18 protein-coding genes are annotated in these 18,771 nt (G+C 73.3%); 14 read left to right on the top strand and 4 right to left on the bottom strand.

The features are described 5' to 3' along the window. The first annotated feature begins 73 nt into the window (after positions 1–73). From ABII15_RS18120 to kynU, 9 genes are all read left to right on the top strand, one after another. Positions 74–1,606, top strand: a complete 1,533-nt coding sequence (locus ABII15_RS18120) for a polyamine aminopropyltransferase (protein ID WP_353943365.1) — start codon at positions 74–76, stop codon at positions 1,604–1,606. A gap of 164 nt (positions 1,607–1,770) precedes the next feature. Continuing rightward, entirely contained in the window at positions 1,771–2,496 is a 726-nt protein-coding gene (locus ABII15_RS18115; RefSeq protein ID WP_353943364.1) for an SRPBCC domain-containing protein, read from the top strand. Positions 2,497–2,532: 36 nt separating this feature from the next. Beyond that, positions 2,533–3,321: an aldose 1-epimerase gene (locus ABII15_RS18110; protein ID WP_353943363.1), complete on the top strand. Its 789-nt coding sequence runs from the start codon at positions 2,533–2,535 to the stop codon at positions 3,319–3,321. A 10-nt stretch (positions 3,322–3,331) separates the two neighbouring features. Then, positions 3,332–3,886, top strand: a complete 555-nt coding sequence (gene pyrE, locus ABII15_RS18105) for an orotate phosphoribosyltransferase (protein WP_018529249.1) — start codon at positions 3,332–3,334, stop codon at positions 3,884–3,886. Between the two features lie 140 nt (positions 3,887–4,026). Continuing rightward, positions 4,027–5,058 carry a class II fructose-bisphosphate aldolase gene (gene fbaA, locus ABII15_RS18100; protein ID WP_353943362.1) on the top strand — a complete coding sequence of 344 codons (1,032 nt, stop codon included), beginning with the start codon at positions 4,027–4,029 and terminating at the stop codon, positions 5,056–5,058. 71 nt (positions 5,059–5,129) lie between these two features. Next, positions 5,130–6,305 (top strand): aminotransferase class I/II-fold pyridoxal phosphate-dependent enzyme, encoded by a 1,176-nt coding sequence (locus ABII15_RS18095; protein ID WP_353943361.1) that lies wholly within the window; start codon positions 5,130–5,132, stop codon positions 6,303–6,305. Further along, positions 6,302–6,715: a DUF3151 domain-containing protein gene (locus ABII15_RS18090; protein WP_351458908.1), complete on the top strand. Its 414-nt coding sequence runs from the start codon at positions 6,302–6,304 to the stop codon at positions 6,713–6,715. The genes ABII15_RS18095 and ABII15_RS18090 overlap by 4 nt, the downstream gene beginning before the upstream one ends. 147 nt (positions 6,716–6,862) lie before the next feature. Further along, positions 6,863–7,687 (top strand): tryptophan 2,3-dioxygenase family protein, encoded by an 825-nt coding sequence (locus ABII15_RS18085; RefSeq protein ID WP_353943360.1) that lies wholly within the window; start codon positions 6,863–6,865, stop codon positions 7,685–7,687. After that, a complete protein-coding gene (gene kynU / locus ABII15_RS18080) occupies positions 7,680–8,870 on the top strand; it encodes a kynureninase (RefSeq protein ID WP_353943359.1) in 1,191 nt (396 codons plus the stop codon). The genes ABII15_RS18085 and kynU overlap by 8 nt, the downstream gene beginning before the upstream one ends. Here kynU and ABII15_RS18075 read toward each other — a convergent pair. Then, positions 8,863–9,471, bottom strand: a complete 609-nt coding sequence (locus tag ABII15_RS18075; protein WP_353943358.1) for a TetR/AcrR family transcriptional regulator — start codon at positions 9,469–9,471, stop codon at positions 8,863–8,865. The two genes, kynU and ABII15_RS18075, sit on opposite strands and share 8 nt — an antisense overlap. A gap of 152 nt (positions 9,472–9,623) precedes the next feature. Between ABII15_RS18075 and ABII15_RS18070 the strand changes: the two genes are divergently transcribed. The 5 genes from ABII15_RS18070 (at position 9,624) to ABII15_RS18050 (ending at position 15,888) form a co-directional block, all read left to right on the top strand. After that, on the top strand, positions 9,624–10,499 hold the full coding sequence (locus tag ABII15_RS18070) for an alpha/beta hydrolase (RefSeq protein ID WP_353943357.1): 876 nt from the start codon (positions 9,624–9,626) through the stop codon (positions 10,497–10,499). A gap of 125 nt (positions 10,500–10,624) precedes the next feature. Further along, on the top strand, positions 10,625–11,944 hold the full coding sequence (locus ABII15_RS18065) for a histidine kinase (protein WP_353943356.1): 1,320 nt from the start codon (positions 10,625–10,627) through the stop codon (positions 11,942–11,944). Further along, positions 11,941–12,606: a response regulator transcription factor gene (locus ABII15_RS18060; RefSeq protein ID WP_353943355.1), complete on the top strand. Its 666-nt coding sequence runs from the start codon at positions 11,941–11,943 to the stop codon at positions 12,604–12,606. Before ABII15_RS18065 ends, ABII15_RS18060 begins: the two co-directional genes overlap by 4 nt. 50 nt (positions 12,607–12,656) lie before the next feature. Then, positions 12,657–14,465 (top strand): serine/threonine-protein kinase, encoded by a 1,809-nt coding sequence (locus tag ABII15_RS18055; RefSeq protein WP_353943354.1) that lies wholly within the window; start codon positions 12,657–12,659, stop codon positions 14,463–14,465. 211 nt (positions 14,466–14,676) lie between these two features. Then, entirely contained in the window at positions 14,677–15,888 is a 1,212-nt protein-coding gene (locus ABII15_RS18050) for a cytochrome P450 (protein WP_353943353.1), read from the top strand. On the opposite strand, the gene ABII15_RS18045 is transcribed toward ABII15_RS18050, so the two are convergent. The 3 genes from ABII15_RS18045 to ABII15_RS18035 form a co-directional block, all read right to left on the bottom strand. Then, positions 15,851–16,111 (bottom strand): hypothetical protein, encoded by a 261-nt coding sequence (locus ABII15_RS18045; protein WP_353943352.1) that lies wholly within the window; start codon positions 16,109–16,111, stop codon positions 15,851–15,853. The two genes, ABII15_RS18050 and ABII15_RS18045, sit on opposite strands and share 38 nt — an antisense overlap. Before the next feature lie 85 nt (positions 16,112–16,196). Next, positions 16,197–17,777, bottom strand: coding sequence for an ABC transporter permease (locus tag ABII15_RS18040; RefSeq protein WP_353943351.1), 1,581 nt, complete (start codon positions 17,775–17,777; stop codon positions 16,197–16,199). Beyond that, positions 17,774–18,670 (bottom strand): ABC transporter ATP-binding protein, encoded by an 897-nt coding sequence (locus ABII15_RS18035; protein WP_353943350.1) that lies wholly within the window; start codon positions 18,668–18,670, stop codon positions 17,774–17,776. Before ABII15_RS18035 ends, ABII15_RS18040 begins: the two co-directional genes overlap by 4 nt. Between the last annotated feature and the right edge of the window lie 101 nt (positions 18,671–18,771).

Genomic DNA, 18,771 nt, shown 5'->3' with positions numbered 1-18,771 from the left:
GTATGCCCGCGCTCCGTTTTTCCACACGTGTGGGTGACCGGACGGAGTTGCGCGGTGACGTAGCGTTCCCCGGGTGATCGATCCGCACGCCCCTGCCCCGCACTCGGGGGTCCCGCGGTCCCGCGGCGAGCCGGGGCGGGCCCCGCTCCCGGTCAAGCCGGGCACCGGCCGGTTCCTGGTCCTCGCGGGCGTCTTCGTCTGCGCGGCCTGCGGACTGGTGTACGAACTGGAACTCGTCGCCCTCGCCTCGTACCTGATGGGCGACTCGGTCACCCAGGCGTCCGTGGTGCTGTCCGTCATGGTCTTCGCCATGGGCCTCGGCTCGCTCGCCGCCAAGCGGCTGCGCTGCCGTGCCGCCGCGGGCTTCGGGATGCTGGAGAGCCTGCTCGCGCTGGTCGGCGGGTGCAGCGCCATGGCCCTGTACGCCGTGTTCGCCTGGACCGGCGGCTGGGGCGGGGTCTGGGGCGACGGGCCGAGATATCTCCTGGTCGGCTTCTCGCTGGCCATCGGGGTGCTGATCGGCGCCGAGGTGCCGCTGCTGATGGTGCTCATCCAGCGGATCCGGCGGCAGGACCCCGGCGGAGCGGTCGCCGACCTGTTCGCCGCCGACTACGTGGGCGCGCTGGTGGGCGGGCTCGCGTTCCCGTTCGTGCTGCTGCCGCTGCTCGGGCAGTTGACGGGGGCGCTGCTGACCGGCGTGGTCAACGCCGTGGCGGGCGGGGCGCTCGTCCTCGGCCTGTTCCGGCGCGACCTGAGCCGGCGGGGCCGCTGGCTGCTGCTCGTCGCCAATGTCACCGTGCTCGCGGTGCTCGCCGCCGCCTGGGTGCTCGTCGACGACTTCGAGCGGGCGGCGCGGCACGCCATGTTCGGCGCGCAGGTGCGGGTCGCCGTGCAGAGCGAGGTGCAGGAGGTCGTGCTGGCCGGCGGGGAGCGCGGGCGTCCGCTCGACCTCTACCTGGACGGCCGGCTGCGGGTGCGCGGCGACGACGCCGCGCGCTACCGCGCCGATCTGGTCGACCCCGCGCTGCGCGGCGGGCCGCGGGCGCGGGTGCTCGTCATCGGGGGCGGGGACGGGATCGCGGCGCGCGAGGTGCTCCGCTTCGGCGGGGTGCGGCGGGTCGACGTCGTCGACACCGACCCCGAGGTGGTGCGGCTCGCCCGGCGCGATCCGGGGCTCAGCGCGCTGAACGGGCGGGCGCTGAGCGATCCGCGGGTGCGGGTGGTCACCGGGGACGTGTTCGGGCTGCTGCGCGGTGGGGGATCGCTCGGGGGGCCGTACGACGTGGTGATCTGCGACCTGCCGGATCCGGCGCTCACGAGCAGTACGAAGTTGTACTCGCAGGAGTTCTACGGGCTTGTGGCGCGGGTGCTGGGGGAGCGGGGGCGGGTCGTCGTGCACGGGGGGTCGGTGTCGGGGCGGTTCTGGACCGTCGCGGAGACCGTGCGGTCGGCCGGGTTCCGGGTTGTTTCCTATCGGGGCCGTGGGGGTGGGGCCTTCGTTCTGGGCGGGTGGCGGGCGCCGTCGCCCGGCCCCGTCCGGCCGATCCGCCCGGACCGGGCCTATGCGCCGTCCACGCTGGTGCATCCGCGCTACGGCAGCGGATAGGGGTCTTTTCCGTCGCCGCCCGCCCGCGGCTCTCGTCGTGGCTGGTCGCGCAGTTCCCCGCGCCCCTGAGAGGCCTGCGGCCTTCAGGGGAGGGCCGCAGGTGGGCGGGGTTCGGCGGGCAAACGGCGGTCAAGGAAGGGACGGAGTCGATAGGCTCGGCTGCCATGGAGCATGAGGTGTTCGTTCCGGTTCCGGCGGAGTCCGTCAGGGCGGTGCTCGGCGACCCCCTTCGGGTGGCCCGGGCCCTGCCCGGGTTCCAGCGCGACGCGTCCGGCGACGGCGGCCGCCTGAAGGTCCGGATCGGCGGGCACACCATCACGTACCGCGGCACCGTCACGGTGGACCGCACCCCCGACGGCACCCTCGCGGTGAGCGGCGACGCCGTCGAGGCCCGCGGCACCGGCGCCGTCACCTTCACCCTGACCGCCCGCGCCGCCGCCACCGAAGGCGGCACCACCCTCACCTTCACCGGCACCGCGACCGGCGACGGCCGCGTCGCCGAACTCCCCGGCGACGCGGTGGAATCGGCGGCCCAGCGCCTGCTGAACCGTTTCGCGGAGAACCTCGGGGCGGCCGCCCGGGAACCCGGCGGCGACCCGGAGCCCGAGGACGCGCCGGAGCCGTCCGTCCACGAGACCGAGGTGCCGCCCTCGTCCCTCGACCCCGAGACGGACCTGCCCCCCGAGCCGGCCGCCGCCCACGCCCGCCGCACGATGATCGGCCGCAGCGCGGAGGAGGTCGACCACGCCCCGCCGCGCGGCCGCTACGCCCCCGTGCCCGCCCCGGCAGGCGCCACGGCGAGCGCCACCCTGCGCTGGGCGGCACCGGCCGCCGCCCTCGCCGTCGCCTCCGCGATCGTCGTCGGCCGGGCGCTGCGCAGGCGCCGCTGAGCGCTCCGGCCCCCGCCCCGCATAGGGTCAGTGGTCGTGACGACACAGGAAACGACGCTGACCGCGGGCGACGCGGAAGTGACCGTGGCGCCGGGCAACGGCTGCCGCATCAGCAGTCTGAAGATCGCCGGGACCGAACTGCTCCGGCAGGGCGAGCGCTACGGCTGCTTCCCGATGGTGCCCTGGTGCGGCCGGATCGCGGACGGCCGGTTCATGGACGGCGGCCACGTCCACCAGATGCCGCTGAACTCCCCGCCGCACGCCATCCACGGCTTCGCCCGGGACGCCGAGTGGACCACGGCGCGGGCGTCGGCGACCGAGGCCGTGTTCACGTACGACCTGACCGACCCGTGGCCGTACCCCGGCCGGGTCACCCAGGTCGTCGCCCTCACCGAGGACGCGCTGACGCTGACGCTCGGCATCGAGACGTACGGCGACTCGTTCCCGGCACAGGTGGGCTGGCACCCCTGGTTCAACCGGAAGCTGGGCGAGAGCGCTGTCGAGATCGCCTTCGACGCCGCCTGGCAGGAGCAGCGGGGCGCCGACCACCTGCCCACCGGCGAGCGCATCGACGTACAGCCGCAGCCGTGGGACGACTGTTTCGGGATGCCCGACGGGGTGGACGTGACCCTGACCTGGCCCGGTGAGTTCGCCGTGAACGTCACCAGCCGTGAGCCGTGGGTCGTCGTCTACGACGAGCAGGACGCCGCCGTGTGCGTCGAGCCGCAGACCGGTCCGCCGAACGGGCTCAACACCGCCCCGCGCCTCGTCACCCCCGTGGAGCCGCTGGAGGCCAGCACCACCTGGACCTGGCGGCGCCTTTAAGCTCATAGGCATGACGACGAACGACGTGCGGGACGCCCTGCTCCAGCAGATCAAGGACAAGGCCGTGGTGCACGGCAAGGTGACGCTCTCCTCCGGGCTGGAGGCCGACTACTACGTCGACCTGCGCCGCGTCACCCTCGACGGCGAGGCCGCCCCGCTCGTCGGGCAGGTCCTGCTCGACCTGACGAAGGACCTGGAGTTCGACGCGGTCGGCGGGCTGACGATGGGCGCCGACCCCGTCGCCGGCGCGATGCTGCACGCGTCCGCCGCGCGCGGTGAGCGGCTGGACGCCTTCGTGGTCCGCAAGGCCGCCAAGGCGCACGGCATGCAGCGCCGCGTCGAGGGCCCCGACATCAAGGGCCGCCGCGTGCTCGTCGTCGAGGACACCTCCACGACCGGCGGCTCCCCGCTGGAGGCCGTCCAGGCGGTGCGGGAGGCCGGGGCCGAGGTCGTCGGCGTCGCCACCATCGTCGACCGCGCCACCGGCGCCGCCGAGAAGATCACCGAGGGCGCCGGGGTCCCGTACCTCTTCGCCTTCTCCAAGGACGAGCTGGGCCTCGACTAGCCCGGACTGGAGCATTCGCACAAGTCTGGAAAGATGGGGCCGACGATGATGTCACCCCATGGTGCTTGGTGAGGTCGGACCACCGGTCAGGACACCAGAACAACCTCAACCCGCAATCGCGCTTCACGAGGAGACGGCAGATGCCCATCGCAACCCCGGATCAGTACAACGAGATGCTCGACCGGGCCAAGGCGGGGAAGTTCGCCTACCCGGCCATCAACGTCTCCTCGACGCAGACGCTGAACGCGGCGCTGCAGGGCTTCGCCGAGGCCGAGTCCGACGGCATCATCCAGATCTCCACCGGTGGTGCCGAGTACCTGTCGGGCCAGGGCGTGAAGGACATGGTCGTCGGCGCGCAGGCGCTCGCCGAGTTCGCCCACGTGGCCGCCGAGCGCTACGGCAACAAGATCGCGCTGCACACCGACCACTGCCCCAAGGGCAAGCTGGACGGGTACGTGCGCCCGCTGCTCGACATCTCCGCCAAGCGCGTCGAGGCCGGCGGCCTGCCGCTGTTCCAGTCGCACATGTGGGACGGCTCGGCCGAGACCCTCGCCGACAACCTGGAGATCGCCCAGGAGCTGCTCGCCAAGGCCAAGGCCGCGCACATCATCCTGGAGATCGAGATCACCCCGACCGGCGGTGAGGAGGACGGCGTCTCGCACGAGATCAACGACAACCTCTACACCACGGTCGACGACGCGGTCCGTACGGTCGAGGCGCTGGGCCTGGGCGAGAAGGGCCGCTACCTGCTGGCCGCCTCGTTCGGCAACGTGCACGGCGTGTACAAGCCGGGCAACGTCGTGCTCCGCCCCGACCTGCTCGCCGACCTGAACGCGGGCATCGCCGAGAAGTACGGCAAGCCGGCCGGCTCCAAGCCGTTCGACTTCGTCTTCCACGGCGGCTCGGGCTCCACGCTGGAGGAGATCCGCACCGCGCTGGAGAACGGCGTCGTGAAGATGAACCTCGACACCGACACCCAGTACGCCTTCACCCGGCCCATCGCCGGTCACATGTTCGAGAACTACGACGGCGTCCTGAAGGTCGACGGCGAGGTCGGCAACAAGAAGACGTACGACCCGCGCGTGTGGGGCAAGAAGGCCGAGTCCGGCATGACCGCCCGCATCGTCGAGGCCTGCGAGAGCCTGCGTTCCACGGGCACCCGCATCAAGTAACCGCTCGTGTTCGGGTGCGGGCCCGGCTTCCTCTCGGGGGGCCGGGCCCGCGCCGTGTCTGGAGATCCTGAGTGACCTACGACTTCGACACCGTCGTCGACCGGCGCGGCACCTGGTGCGTGCAGTGGGACGGCATCACGGACCGGTTCCCCGTGCCGGACCTGCTCCCGTTCACCATCTCCGACATGGACTTCCGGTCCCCTCCGGAGGTGCTCGACGCGCTCACCGCGCGCATCGGGCACGGCGTGTTCGGCTACTCGGACTGGCACAACGAAGAGTTCCGCGGCGCGATACGCGACTGGTACCGCGACCGGTACGCGACCGAGGTGGACGTCGACCAGCTCGTGTACGCGCCCTCGGTGCTCAACCAGATCGCGCAGCTGCTGCGCATGTGGACGGTCCCGGGCGACGCCGTCGTCGCGCACACCCCGACCTACGACGGGTTCCGCAAGTGCGTCACGGGGCTCGGCCGCGAGCTGCGCACCGTCGGCGTCGACGACTGGGACGCCCTGGAGCGGGAGCTGGCCCGCCCGGACGCCCGCGCCCTCTTCCTGTGCTCGCCGCACAACCCGACCGGACACGTGTGGACCGACGCCGAGCTGCGCCGGATCGCCGGACTCGCGCGGACCCATGACATCGCTGTCATCAGCGACGAGATCCACTCCGACCTCACCCACGACGGCCACGTCCACCGGCCGTTCACGGCGTACGGCGACGGGCTGCGCTGGGCGCTCGTCACCTCCGGCAGCAAGTCGTTCAACTTCCCCGCGCTCACCGGCAGCTACGGCTTCGTCGGCGACCCGGCCGACCACGCCGAGTTCGTCCGGCGGATGGGCCACGACGAGGGCCTGGAGTCACCGGCCGTGCTCGCGCTGACCGCGCACATCGCCGCCTACCGCGAGGGCGGCGCCTGGCTGGACCAGCTGCGCGCGTACACGTACGGCAATCTGCGGCTCCTGGAGGACCGGCTCAAGGAGGCCTTCCCCGAGCTGGGCTGGCGGGTCCCCGAGGCCGGCTATCTCGCCTGGATCGATCTGCGGCCGCTCGGCATCACGGCGGACGAGGAGCTCCAGCGGGTCCTCGTCGAGCGGGAACGGGTGGCGATCATGCCGGGCGGCACCTACGGCGATCCGGGATTCGTGCGGCTGAACCTGGGCTGCCCCCGGAGCAAGGCGGAGGCCGGGATCGAGGCGCTCGTGAGGGCCGTCGCGACCGTTCGCCCGGATGACGCAGACTGGAACCCATGAGCCTTCACGAGAACCTGCTCGGGGGACCGCCCCCGACCCACCTGCCCGACGACCCGGAGCCCCGCGAGCTGCTGGCGGGCGGCACCGCCCCGGCGGACGTCGCGGCGAAGTACCCGACCTCCTCGCTCGCCTGGGCGCAGCTCGCCGACGCGGCCTTCGAGCGCGGCAGCGTCGTGGAGTCGTACGCGTACGCCCGCACCGGCTACCACCGCGGCCTGGACTCCCTGCGCCGGGCCGGCTGGAAGGGCCACGGGCCCGTGCCGTGGGAGCACGAGCCCAACCGCGGCTTCCTGCGCGCCCTGCACGCCCTGGCCCGCGCCGCCGGTGCCATCGGCGAGCAGGAGGAGTACGAGCGCTGCACGCAGTTCCTGAAGGACTCCTCGGCGACCGCCGCGCAGACCCTCGGCTAGTACTCGCTCCCTCGTGAGGCCCGCCTGTGATCAGGCGGGCCTTGCTGTTTCGGGGCACGATTGTGAAGGATGCGAGGTGGGGACCGGGGCCCCGTGCCGGTAACGGCAGGGCGGACCGCTACCCGTAGTACGCAACAGGAGACAGCGATGTCCCACGACGCGGAAGCGATGCCGCATCTCGACTTCGCGGGCACCACGCCCTACGAGGACTACGTCCAGGCCGACGTGCTCACCCACCTCCAGACCCTGCGCTCGGACGATCCCGGCGAGATGGTCTTCCTCGTGACGACCCAGGTCATGGAGTTGTGGTTCACCGTCATCGTGCACGAGTGGGAGACCGCGAGCCGGGCCCTCGCCGACGACGACGTGCCCACCGCGATCGCCGCGCTCAAGCGGTCCGTACGGGAGCTGGAGGCGCTGAACGCCTCGTGGCGGCCGCTCGCCCAGCTCACCCCCGGCCAGTTCAACTCCTACCGGTCGGCGCTCGGCGAGGGCTCCGGCTTCCAGTCGGCGATGTACCGGCGCATGGAGTTCCTGCTCGGCGACAAGTCGGCGTCGATGCTGGTCCCGCACCGCGGCGCCCCGCGCGTCCACGCCGAGCTGGACAAGGCGCTGCACGAGCCGAGTCTGTACGACGAGGTGCTGCGGCTGCTCGCCCGGCGCGGCCACGACGTGCCGCGCGCCGTCCTGGACCGTGACGTCTCCCGCCGCTACGAGCCGTCGCCGGAGGTCGAGGCGGTGTGGACGGCCCTGTACGCGGGTGACGAGAGCGCCGAACTCGCGCGGCTCGGCGAGGCGTTGAGCGATGTCGCCGAGCTGGTGTGGCGCTGGCGCAACGACCATCTGGTGGCGACCCGGCGCGCGATGGGCGCCAAGACCGGCACCGGCGGCTCCGCCGGAGTCGCGTGGCTGGAGAAGCGCGCACGAGGCAATGTCTTTCCCGAGCTGTGGACGGCGAGGTCCCATGTCTGATCTGCGAGAGCGCGCGCTCGAACTGGACGCCGCCGACGAACTGGCTTCCGTCCGCGCGGAGTTCGTCCTGGACGACGTGGTGTACCTGGACGGGAACTCGCTGGGCGCGCTGCCGGTGAACGTGCCGGGCGCGGTCGAGGACGTCGTGCGCCGCCAGTGGGGCGAGCTGCGCATCCGCTCGTGGACCGAGTCGGGCTGGTGGACGGCGCCGGAGCGGATCGGCGACCGCATCGCCCCGCTGCTGGGCGCCGCCGCCGGGCAGGTCGTGGTCGGCGACTCCACCAGCGTCAACGTGTTCAAGGCGCTGGTGGGCGCGGTGCGCCTCGCCCCCGAGGGGCGCGACGAGATCCTGGTGGACGCCGCGACGTTCCCGACGGACGGGTACATCGCCGAGTCGGCGGCCCGGATGACCGGGTGCACGGTACGGGCCGTGGACCCGGGCGCGGTGCCGGGCGCGCTCGGCCCGCGCACGGCCGCGGTGCTGCTCAACCAGGTCGACTACCGCACCGGGCGCCTGCACGACCTGCCCGCGCTGACGGCGGCGGTCCGCGCGGCCGGTGCCGTCTCCGTCTGGGACCTGTGCCACAGCGCGGGCGCGCTGGAGGTCGGGCTCGACGAGCACGGCGTGGACCTGGCGGTCGGCTGCACGTACAAGTTCCTCAACGGCGGCCCGGGTTCGCCCGCCTACCTGTACGTGCGCGCCGAGCACCAGGACCGGTTCGACTCGCCGCTGCCCGGCTGGAACTCGCACGCCGAGCCGTTCGGGATGCGCAGCGCGTACGAGCCCGCCGACGGCGCGGTGCGCGGCCGGGTCGGCACCCCGGACATCCTGTCGATGCTCGCCCTGGATGCGGCCCTCGACGTGTGGTCGCGGCCGGACGTCTCGGTCGCCGCGGTGCGCGCCAAGTCCCTCGCGCTGACCGACTTCTTCCTGGAGTGCGTGGGGAGTTACGTGCCCGAGGGCCGGGTCGGGGTCGTCACCCCGGCCGCCCACGCCGAGCGGGGCAGCCAGGTCGCGCTGCGCTGCGCGGACGCCGGGGAGGTCATGGGGCGGCTGATCGCGGCCGGTGTCGTCGGCGACTTCCGGGCACCGGACGTGCTGCGCTTCGGGTTCACCCCGCTGTATCTGGGGTTCGCCGAGGTGGAGCGGGCGGCGCGGGTGCTGGCCGGCGAGCTCAGCTGACGTACACCCCGGCCTCGGCCGCGGCGACCGCGGCGGCGACGGCCCGGTCCGCGTCCGCCTCGGTGGGCGCGGCGCCGGTCGTCAGCATCCGGTAGTAGAGCGGCGCGGACACCGCCCGGACCACCTCGGCGGCGTCCGTCCCCGCAGGCAACTCGCCGCGCTCCACGGCCTCCTGGACGGCGGGCGCCCACTCGGAGACCCGTACCTCGTAGAACTGGCCCAGGGCCTGCGCGGTCCGCTCGTCGCAGGTCGCCGCGGCGATCACCGCGCGGAACAGGGGGCCCTGCCGGGGGTCGGTCAGGGTCCGCTGCACCAGCCGGGCGTTCGCGGCCAGGTCGCCGCGCAGCGAGCCGGTCGCCGTGCGCGGCAGCGACTCCTCGGCCATCTCGGCCAGCAGGTCCGTGACGAGGCCGGTGGGGGAGGACCAGCGCCGGTAGACGGTGGTCTTGCCGACCTCCGCGCGGCGCGCGATGTCGGCGAGGTCCAGCTCGGCGAAGCCCTGCTCCGCCAGGACGTCGCCCGCCGCGGCGAGCACCGCGGCACGGACCCGGGCGGTGCGGCCGCCCGGGCGGAGGGTGCCGGGTTCGGGTTCACTGCTCATACCCGAAGAGTAACGGAACCGCAGGACCGTTTATTCGGATTTTTTTGGTGACTGTGCGTGTCGGCGGGGGTGAACTCCCTGGTAGCGTCCGCTTACCCCGCAGGACCGCGTGGGTTCACTGCTGGTCCCCCTGTGCGCTGAGAGGTCGGAGCATGCCGGACGAAGCCGTCGCTCGCGAGAAGGCCGAGGAGACATCGGCCTTCTCGCACCCCGCCGTCCCCCCGGACGTCACTGCCGCGTACGGCGATCACCCGGATCAGGTCGTCGACTTCTACGCGCCGCGGGACGCCTCCGGCCCGGCCCCGCTGGTCGTCGTCCTGCACGGCGGCGCGTGGCGGGCACCGTACGACCGGACGCATCTGAGCCCGCTGTGCGACTTCCTCGCGCGGCGCGGGTTCGCCGTGGCCAACGTCGAGTACCGGCGCGGCAGTTCGCTGCCGCACCAGGGTGCGGGCGGTCCGGTGGCGGGGCGCTGGCCGGAGACGTTCGACGACGTGGCCGCCGCCTTCGACGCGCTGCCCGCGCTGGCCGCCGAGCATCTGCCGACGGCGGACGCCCGGCGCGTCGTCGCCGTCGGGCACTCCGCGGGCGGGCAACTCGCGCTGTGGGCGGCCGCGCGGCACGTGCTGCCCGAGGACGCGCCCTGGCACACCGAGGCCCCGGCGGCCCTGCGCGGGGTCGTCGCGCTCGCCCCGATCGCGGATCTCGCCCTCGCCGAGGAGCTGGGGGTGTGCGGGGGTGCCGCCGGGCAACTGCTGGGCGGTGAGCCCGGGTTGTTCGAGGCGCGCCGCCCCTGCGCCGATCCTTCTCTCCTGCTCCCCACGGGCATCGCCACCACGCTCGTCCAGGGGCGTACGGACACCACGGTGCCGGTCGCTCTCGCGGAGGCGTATGCCGATGCGGCGGCGCGGGCGGGGGAGGTCGTGGGGGTCACGTTCCTGGAGGAGGTCGGTCACTTTCCGCTGATCGATCCGGCGGCCGACGCGTGCGCGGTGGTCGCGGAGGAGATCGAGCAGCTGGCCTGTTGATCGCCGGGTGCGCGAGAAGCCCCACCGGCCGTCAGCCGAGGGACAGGCCTAGTACTCAGGGCGGACCCGCGGGACCCGTCTCCCTGGGGACGACCGGGGCCATAAGGGAGCCGTACCGTCGTGGCATGACCGAGACGACCCCCACCACGGGCCCCCGAGAGCGCAGCCCCGAGTTCAGCTTCGTGCAGTCGGCGCTGCGCGGCCTGCGCGCGGACCTCTTCCGGGACGTACGGGCCTACCGCCCGCTCCCGCGCCTGGCGACGGACGGCCCGCTCGCCCAGCTCTTCCCCGAGCAGATACGGCGTGAGCTGGACATCCTGCCGCACATCGTCGTCGTGTGCCTGGCGCTGCTCAGCGCGGCGGTCGGCGCGACGGCCGCCGTCGGGGAGTACGGCTCGCTGGTGCTGGGGTCGATCGCGGCCGTGCCCGTGGCCCTGACCCTGGTGCGCCCGGTGCTCGCCTGGTGGGTCTCGCTCGCCGCCGCCCCGGTCCTCGCGATCGAGAGCGGCGACCTCTACCCGTGGGCGAGCGGCAGCATCATGGCGCACACGGTGGTGATGGCGATCGTCGCCGCCCGCACCCGCCCCCGTACGGCGGCCTGGATGTGGGTGCTCAGCGGGGTGTACGGGGTGCTTGCCGGGGAGGCGCTCGGCGGCTGGTACGACAGCGACGCGGCGCCGATGGCCCTGCTCTCCGGCATCGTGCTCGCCCTCGTCGTGCTGATCCAGGCCAACCGCACCACCAGACGCCAGGTCGTCGCCGAGCGCACGGTCACCGCCGTCGAGCGCGACAAGCGCACCCTGCTGGAGGAGCGCACGACCATCGCCCGCGAACTGCACGACGTCGTCGCCCACCACATGTCGGTGGTGGCGATCCAGGCGGAGGCGGCCCCCTACCGCGTCGAGAACCCGCCGCCCGAGCTGGAGCAGGCCTTCGCCACGATCCGGGAGAACGCGGTGGCGGCCCTCACCGAACTGCGCCGGGTCCTGGGCGTCGTACGGGTGGACTCCGCCGCGTACCCGACGGCGCCGGACGCGCCGCAGCCCACGCTCGCCGACCTCGACCGGCTCCTGGAGAACGTGCGGGAGGCGGGCCTGACCGTCACCAAGACCGTCACCGGCGCGGTCCGCGACCTGCCGCCCGGCGTCGAGCTGTCCGCGTACCGGATCGTGCAGGAGGCGCTGAGCAACACCCTGCGCCACGCGCCCGGCGCCGAGGCCGCCGTCGACATCGGCTACGTGCTCGGCGGGCTCGGCCTGCGCGTCGTCAACGGCCCGCCCACCGGCCTGGTCAAGCCGTCCCCCGGCGCCGGACACGGCATCACCGGCATGCGCGAACGGGTCTCCATGCTCAGCGGCGTGATGACGGCGGGCGGGACGGAGGACGGCGGCTACGAGGTCACGGTCTTCGTGCCCGTCGCCACCGCGCCGGAGGCCGACGCATGATCAAGGTACTGATCGCCGACGACCAGATGATGGTCCGCGAGGGGTTCTCGGTGCTGCTGGGCGCGATGCCCGACATCGAGGTCGTCGGCGAGGCCGTCAACGGCGTCGAGGCGGTCGCCCGCGTCCGCGACCTGAACCCCGACGTCGTCCTGATGGACATCCGCATGCCCGAGATGAACGGCATCGACGCGACCCGCGAGATCGCCGCCGCCGCGACGGCGACGAAGGTGCTCGTCCTGACCACCTTCGACCTCGACGAGTACGTGTACGAGGCACTGCGCGCCGGCGCCTCCGGGTTCCTCCTCAAGGACGCCTCCGCGCGCCAACTCGCCGACGGCGTAAGGGTGGTGGCGGCCGGCGAGGCGCTGCTCGCGCCGAGCGTGACCCGCCGCCTGATCACCGAGTTCTCCAAGCTGTCCGACACCCCGAGGCTCCCGGCGGCGCAGAACCCGGGCGCGTACGGCGAACTCACCGACCGCGAGACCGAGGTCCTCGTCCTCATCGCGCAGGGCCTGTCGAACGCGGAGATCGCCGAGCGGCTCGTCGTCGCCGAGTCGACGATCAAGACCCACGTCAGCCGCATCCTGGTGAAACTGGGCCTGCGCGACCGCACCCAGGCGGCCGTCTTCGCGTACGAGGCCCGGCTGGTGACGCCCGGTTGACGGACCGGCACCGCCACACGTTCGCTTTCGGTTGTGCGAAAATCCCGGCCATGCAGCCACTGGACCCCGACGACCCGTCCCACATAGGCCCGTACCGGCTGCTGGGCAGGCTGGGAGTGGGCGGCATGGGCCGGGTGTTCCTCGCCAGGTCCGCCACGGGGGACACGGTGGCCGTCAAGGTCGTCAGGCCCCAGCTGGCCGAACTGGACGACTTCCGGAAGCGGTTCGCGCGCGAGGTGCGGGTCGCGCAGCGCGTGGACGGCCGGTGGACGGCAGCCGTCCTCGACGCGGACACCGAGGCCGCGACGCCGTGGGTTGCCACGGCGTACGTTCCCGGGCCCACCCTGCACGCCGTCGTGCGCGGCGACTTCGGCCCGCTCCCGTCAGCCTCCGCGCACACCCTCGCCAACCGGATGGGCCTCGCGCTGCGGGCCATCCACGGCGCCGGTCTCGTCCACCGCGACCTCAAGCCGTCGAACGTGCTGCTCACCACGGACGGCCCCCGCGTCATCGACTTCGGGATCGCCTACGCGGCGGGTGCCGCCGCCGACTCCTTGCACACCCCGACCGGGACGCTGCTCGGCTCGCCCGAGTTCATGTCGCCCGAGCAGGTGCGCGGGGAACCGGTCTCCGCCGCCAGCGACGTGTTCGCGCTGGGCTGCGTGCTCGCGTTCGCGGCGACCGGGCATTCGCCGTTCGACGCCGATGGGGCCGGGGCGCACGCGGTCCTGTTCCAGGTCGCCTACGAGGCCCCGAAGCTGGACGACGTGCCCGAGGCGCTCAGTGATCTCGTACGAGGCTGCCTCGCCAAGGACCCGGCCGACCGGCCGAGCGTCGACGACGTCGTGGATCTGACCCGGCACGCGCCGCCGGGCGGCTGGCTGCCGCCCGCGCTCCTGGACCGGCTCGATCTGACGGCGGAGCGGTCCGTGCCCACATCGCCGCGCCGCCTGGGAACCGCGGGACCCGCACCGGAGGTCATGGACACGCGGACGGTCACCACCGACCGCCCCGAACCGCCAGCCTCCCAGGAGACCTCCGTGCACTCCGACCGCAGCCGGCGCGTCCGCCCGCTCACCCTGACCGTCGCCGCGCTGGCGCTCGGCGCGATGGCCCTCGTGACGCCGCAGCTCGTGCGGGCGGTCACCGAAGATCCCCCGAACCCGTCCGCGAGCGCCGGTGAGTTGCGCAGCGTCGCGGCGTCCGACGACGACTTCGCGGGCGGGTGGACCTCGACGCTCGACGAGAGCGAGGCGCTGTTCATGATGCGCATCGACATCCCGGCGGGTGCCGTACGCGGCGACAAGGTGTCCTTCTTCTCCGGCCGCGCGAACCTGCTGTGCACCGGCGAGGCCGAGGTGACCTCCCGGAAGAGGGACCAGATCACCGTCGGTGAAGCGCGGGTGAAGAAGACCGAGTCCGGCGCGGGCGAACCGTCCACCTGTTTCCCGGATCACGTCACGCTCACGCACTCGGGCACCGAGGTCATGTGGCAGCAGAGCGAGGAGAGTTTCGTCCAGATCGACCGGGCGACCCCGCTCTCACGGCCGGTTCCCGCGGCCCTCACCGGCACCTGGCGCGGCCACGAGGGGACCCTGCGGATCCGTGCGGGCCGGGTCGGCGAGCCCGTCGTCACCGGTACCCGCGCGTCCGAGGGCTGCACCTGGTCGGCGGTCCTGATGACCCTCGACCCGGCGTTCGGCAGCGGTCCGGGGGAGATCTCCGTGGCCCCCGCCGTCGCAGCCGAGTCCGGCTGCACCCCACCGCGGGCCGCCTACCGCTTCTACCGGGACGGCGACGAACTGGTCGCCTACCGGATGGACAAGAAGGGCGACGAGCACTTCACCCGCGTGAACTGACCGCCGTGTGCCGCAGCAGCGCGTGGACGCTCGGTGGCCTCTTCTCGCGCAGTTCCCCGCGCCCCTGATGAGATGCCGCACGAAGTGCGCATCTCAGGGGCGCGGGGAACTGCGCGACCAGCCACACCCGACCCGCACCCGCCCACCCACGGAAACCCGCCAGACGAAGACGCCCTACCCGCACCCCGACCGCGGGCACTAACGTCACGCCATGAACGACACCGCCCCCTTCGACCCCTGGTCCCCGGCCTTCCTGGCCGACCCGTACCCGGCGTACGCGGCGCTGCGCGAGGCCGGACGCGTGCACCGGTACGCGCCGACGAACCAATACCTGATCCCGCACCACGCCGACGTCTCGGCGCTGCTGCGGGACCGCCGCCTCGGCCGCACCTACCGACACCGTTACGAACACGACGAGTTCGGGCGGACGCCCCCGCCGCCGGAGCACGAGCCGTTCCACACCCTCAACGACCACGGCATGCTCGACCTGGAGCCGCCGGACCACACCCGCATCCGCCGCCTGGTCTCGAAGGCGTTCACCCCGCGCACGGTGCAGCGGCTCCAGCCGTACGTGGAGAAGCTGGCCTCCGATCTGGTGGCCGGGCTCGTCGCGGACGGCGGCGGCGATCTGCTCGCCCGGGTCGCCGAACCCCTCCCCGTCGCGGTCATCGCCGAGATGCTCGGCGTGCCCGAGGCCGACCGCGCCCCGCTGCGCCCCTGGTCGGCGGCGATCTGCGGGATGTACGAGCTGAACCCGCCGGAGGAGGTCGCCCGGGCGGCGGTGACGGCCTCGGTCGAATTCACCAAGTATCTGCGGGAGTTGATTGCCCAGCGGCGCAAGGATCCGGGCGACGACCTCGTCTCCGGGCTGATCGCCGCCCACGACGACGGCGACCGGCTCACCGAGCAGGAGATGATCTCGACCTGCGTGCTGCTCCTGAACGCGGGCCACGAGGCCACGGTCAACTCGACGGTGAACGGCTGGGCGGCCCTCTTCCGCCACCCCGACCAGCTCGCCGCCCTGCGCGCCGACCACTCCCTCGTGCCGTCCGCGATCGAGGAGCTGATGCGCTACGACACCCCGCTCCAGCTCTTCGAGCGCTGGGTCCTGGAGGACATCGAGATCGCGGGCACCACCGTCCCGCGCGGCTCGGAGGTGGCCCTCCTCTTCGGTTCGGCCAACCACGACCCGGCCGTCTTCGCCGACCCGGCCCGCCTGGACCTGACGCGCGCCGACAACCCGCACATCTCCTTCTCGGCGGGCATCCACTACTGCATCGGCGCGCCGCTGGCCCGGCTCGAACTCGCCGCGTCCATGCGGGCGTTGCTCACCCAGGCGCCCACGCTGCGGCTCGCCGCCGAACCGGAGCGCAGGCCCAACTTCGTCATCCGGGGTCTGGCGGGCCTTGCCGTCGAGATCTGAGGCGAGGCCCGAGCAGCCGGTGCAGCAGCAGCCCGCCGAGCGTGCCGACGGCGATGCCCCCGAGGAGACAGGCGGGCAGCGCGAGCGAGACCAGCCGCCAGTCCGGGCCCGTCTCGAAGCGGTGGACGCGCCCCTCGGTCAGCTCCAGCCACACGGCGAGCCCGAGGCCCAGCCCGGCGAGCGCGGAGAGGCAGCCGGCGGTGGCCTGTGTGCGTTGACCCATGCCCGTAACGGACGCTGAATCCTTTCTTCCGGGTTCCCGCGGCCGGGTTCGTGCGGCCGGGCACCCGCGGCCCGGTTCGTGCGGCTCAGCCGGCCAGGTCGCGGCGTCGCAGCCCGGCGAGCCCCGCCGCGACCAGCGCCGCGGCGAGCACGGTCAGCACCAGCACCGGCGGCCACGCCATCTCCCCGCCCGGCAGCTTCGGCAGGTGTCCGAAGGGGGACAGGTCCAGCACCGTCCGCGGCAGATCGAGCGCCGGGCCTAGCCAGCCGAGCAGCAGCGCCGCGCCCGCCACACCCCAGCCGCCGCCGACGGCGGCCCGCGGCGCGAGGCCGTACAGGAGCACCGCCACCGCGCCGAGCGTCCAGATCGCGGGGAGCTGGACCAGGCAGGCGCCGAGGACCGGGCCGAGGTCGTGTCCGTATCCGGCCGCCAGACCGAGCCCGCCGCACAGCATGACGAGGACGGCCCCGGCGAACGCGACGGTCAGATGGCCCGCGGCCCAGCGCAGCCGGGCCACCGCGCCGGACAGCACCGGCTCGGCGCGCTGGGAGGTCTCCTCGGCGTGCATCCGCAGGACGGCCTGGACGACGTAGAGCGCGGCGACCATGCCGAGCAGGCCGGTCATCCCGGCGAGGAACGCGTCGGTGAGCCCGGACCGCCCGCCCATCCGCTCGATGATCTCGCGGGTGTGCGCGTTGTCGCCGACCAGATCCGTCGCCCCGGTGGTCACCCCGCCGAGCACCGCGCCCGCCGCGAGGAAGGAGAGGGACCAGCCGAGGAGGCTTCCGCGATGCAGCCGCCGGGCCAGCGCGCCCGCCGAGCCGAGGCGCCCCCGGGCGGGCCCCGGGCGCGACGGCCAGAAACTCATGCCGATGTCGCGCCGCCCGGCCAGCACGTACGCCACCGCGCCCTGGGCGACCACGGCCGTGGCGAAGAGCAGCAGCACCCACCAGCGTTCACCGGCGTAGGCGCGGGTGTTCTCCAGCCAGCCGATGGGGGAGAGCCAGGTCAGCACGGAGGAGCCGTCGGCCCGTCCCGCGTCCCCGGCCGCCCGCAGCACGAACGCGGCGCCCAGCAGGCCCGCGCTCAGCCCCCGCGCGAGCCGGGCGCTCTCGGTGAACTGGGCGACGATCGCGGCGAGCGTCGCGAACACCATCCCGGCGCCACCGGTCGCGAGGCCGAGCGCGAGCGCGCCCGCGAACCCCGGTCCTGCGGTCAGCGCCATGCCGATCGTGATGAGTGCCGCCACCGCCGCGTTGGCGACGAGCGCCGCGAGCAGCGCCGAGGTGAGCGGCGCCCGGCGGCCCACCGCGGCGGCGGACACCATCTCCTGGCGCCCGCTCTCCTCCTCGTCGCGGGTGTGCCGTACGACGATCAGCAGGCTCATCGCCGCCGCGAAGAGCCCCGCGTACGCGCCGACCCGCCAGACGGTCAGCCCGCCCAGCGAGTCGTCGAGCGCCGGGCCGTACAGGGCGCGCAGCGAGCCGTTGGCCCGCATCGTGGTCAGCACCCCGGCCCGCTCGTCGGCCGTGCCGTACAGGCCGTTCAGCGTTCTCGGCATCGAGATCACGGTGAGCCCGACGACGTAGACCCACAGCGGGAGCATCAGCCGGTCGCGGCGCAGCGCGAGCCTCAGCAGCGTCCCGGTGCCCGCCACCGCGGTCATCGCGCGGCCTCCTGGTAGTGGCGCAGGAACAGCTCCTCCAGGGTCGGCGGCGTGCTGGTCAGCGACCGGACGCCTGCCCCGGTGAGCGAGCGCAGTACGGCGTCCAGCCGGTCGGTGTCGACCTGGAGCCTGACCCGGCGGCCCTGCACGTCGAGATCGTGGACCCCCGGGAGGGAGGCCAACTCGGGCGGCGGGCCCGCCAGTTCGGCGGTGATGCTGGTCCGGGTCAGGTGCCGCAGCTCGGCGAGGGTGCCGCTCTCGACGGTCCGCCCGTTCCTGATGATGGAGACCCGGTCGCACAACTCCTCGACCTCGCTGAGGATGTGGGACGACAGCAGCACGGTCCGGCCGTGCTCGCGGACGGCCTCCGCCACGCACGACTGGAAGACCTCCTCCATCAGCGGGTCGAGCCCGGAGGTGGGCTCGTCGAGGACGAGCAGGTCGGCACCGGCCGCGGCGAAGGCGGCGACGAGCGCGACCTTCTGCCGGTTGCCCTTGGAGTACGTGCGGCCCTTCTTGGTGGGGTCGAGCTCGAACCGCTCGATGAGCTCGGCCCGGCGCTTGGTGTCGAGCCCGCCGCGCAACCGCCCGTACAGATCGATGACTTCACCGCCGCTGAGGTTGCGCCACAGGGTCACGTCACCGGGGACGTACGCGATCTTGCGGTGCAGTTCCACGGCGTCGGCCCAGGGATCGCGGCCGAGCAGCTGCACGGCTCCGGAGTCGGCGCGCAGCAGGCCGAGCAGGACGCGGAGAGTGGTCGACTTCCCCGCCCCGTTCGGCCCGAGGAAGCCGTGCACCTCGCCGGCCTCGACGTCCAGGTCGAGTCCGTCGAGGGCGCGGGTCCTGCCGAACGACTTGTGCAGTCCGGAGACGGTGATGGCCTTCGTCATGCTTCCGAAGTTACGCGCACTTCACAAACTTGTGAAGTTAAGGAAGTGTATAAACTCGGGGGTGCGGAACGGGACACGCCGGACAGGGGAGATGATCGGGA

The sequence above is a fragment of the Streptomyces sp. HUAS MG91 genome, assembly GCF_040529335.1.
In the GTDB taxonomy this organism is placed as follows: Bacteria; Actinomycetota; Actinomycetes; order Streptomycetales; family Streptomycetaceae; genus Streptomyces; species Streptomyces tabacisoli.
Note: the sequence above shows the minus strand (reverse complement) of the source record. Positions and strands in the feature narration are given on the sequence as shown.

Excerpts from the sequence above, each read along its gene's own strand:
- ABII15_RS18115 (WP_353943364.1), top strand. The coding sequence starts at position 1,771 with ATGGAGCATGAGGTGTTCGTTCCGGTTCCGGCGGAGTCCGTCAGGGCG.
- pyrE (WP_018529249.1), top strand. The coding sequence starts at position 3,332 with ATGACGACGAACGACGTGCGGGACGCCCTGCTCCAGCAGATCAAGGAC.
- fbaA (WP_353943362.1), top strand. The coding sequence starts at position 4,027 with ATGCCCATCGCAACCCCGGATCAGTACAACGAGATGCTCGACCGGGCC.
- ABII15_RS18090 (WP_351458908.1), top strand. The coding sequence starts at position 6,302 with ATGAGCCTTCACGAGAACCTGCTCGGGGGACCGCCCCCGACCCACCTG.
- ABII15_RS18085 (WP_353943360.1), top strand. The coding sequence starts at position 6,863 with ATGTCCCACGACGCGGAAGCGATGCCGCATCTCGACTTCGCGGGCACC.
- kynU (WP_353943359.1), top strand. The coding sequence starts at position 7,680 with ATGTCTGATCTGCGAGAGCGCGCGCTCGAACTGGACGCCGCCGACGAA.
- ABII15_RS18075 (WP_353943358.1), bottom strand. The coding sequence starts at position 9,471 with ATGAGCAGTGAACCCGAACCCGGCACCCTCCGCCCGGGCGGCCGCACC.
- ABII15_RS18070 (WP_353943357.1), top strand. The coding sequence starts at position 9,624 with ATGCCGGACGAAGCCGTCGCTCGCGAGAAGGCCGAGGAGACATCGGCC.
- ABII15_RS18065 (WP_353943356.1), top strand. The coding sequence starts at position 10,625 with ATGACCGAGACGACCCCCACCACGGGCCCCCGAGAGCGCAGCCCCGAG.
- ABII15_RS18060 (WP_353943355.1), top strand. The coding sequence starts at position 11,941 with ATGATCAAGGTACTGATCGCCGACGACCAGATGATGGTCCGCGAGGGG.
- ABII15_RS18055 (WP_353943354.1), top strand. The coding sequence starts at position 12,657 with ATGCAGCCACTGGACCCCGACGACCCGTCCCACATAGGCCCGTACCGG.
- ABII15_RS18050 (WP_353943353.1), top strand. The coding sequence starts at position 14,677 with ATGAACGACACCGCCCCCTTCGACCCCTGGTCCCCGGCCTTCCTGGCC.
- ABII15_RS18045 (WP_353943352.1), bottom strand. The coding sequence starts at position 16,111 with ATGGGTCAACGCACACAGGCCACCGCCGGCTGCCTCTCCGCGCTCGCC.
- ABII15_RS18040 (WP_353943351.1), bottom strand. The coding sequence starts at position 17,777 with ATGACCGCGGTGGCGGGCACCGGGACGCTGCTGAGGCTCGCGCTGCGC.
- ABII15_RS18035 (WP_353943350.1), bottom strand. The coding sequence starts at position 18,670 with ATGACGAAGGCCATCACCGTCTCCGGACTGCACAAGTCGTTCGGCAGG.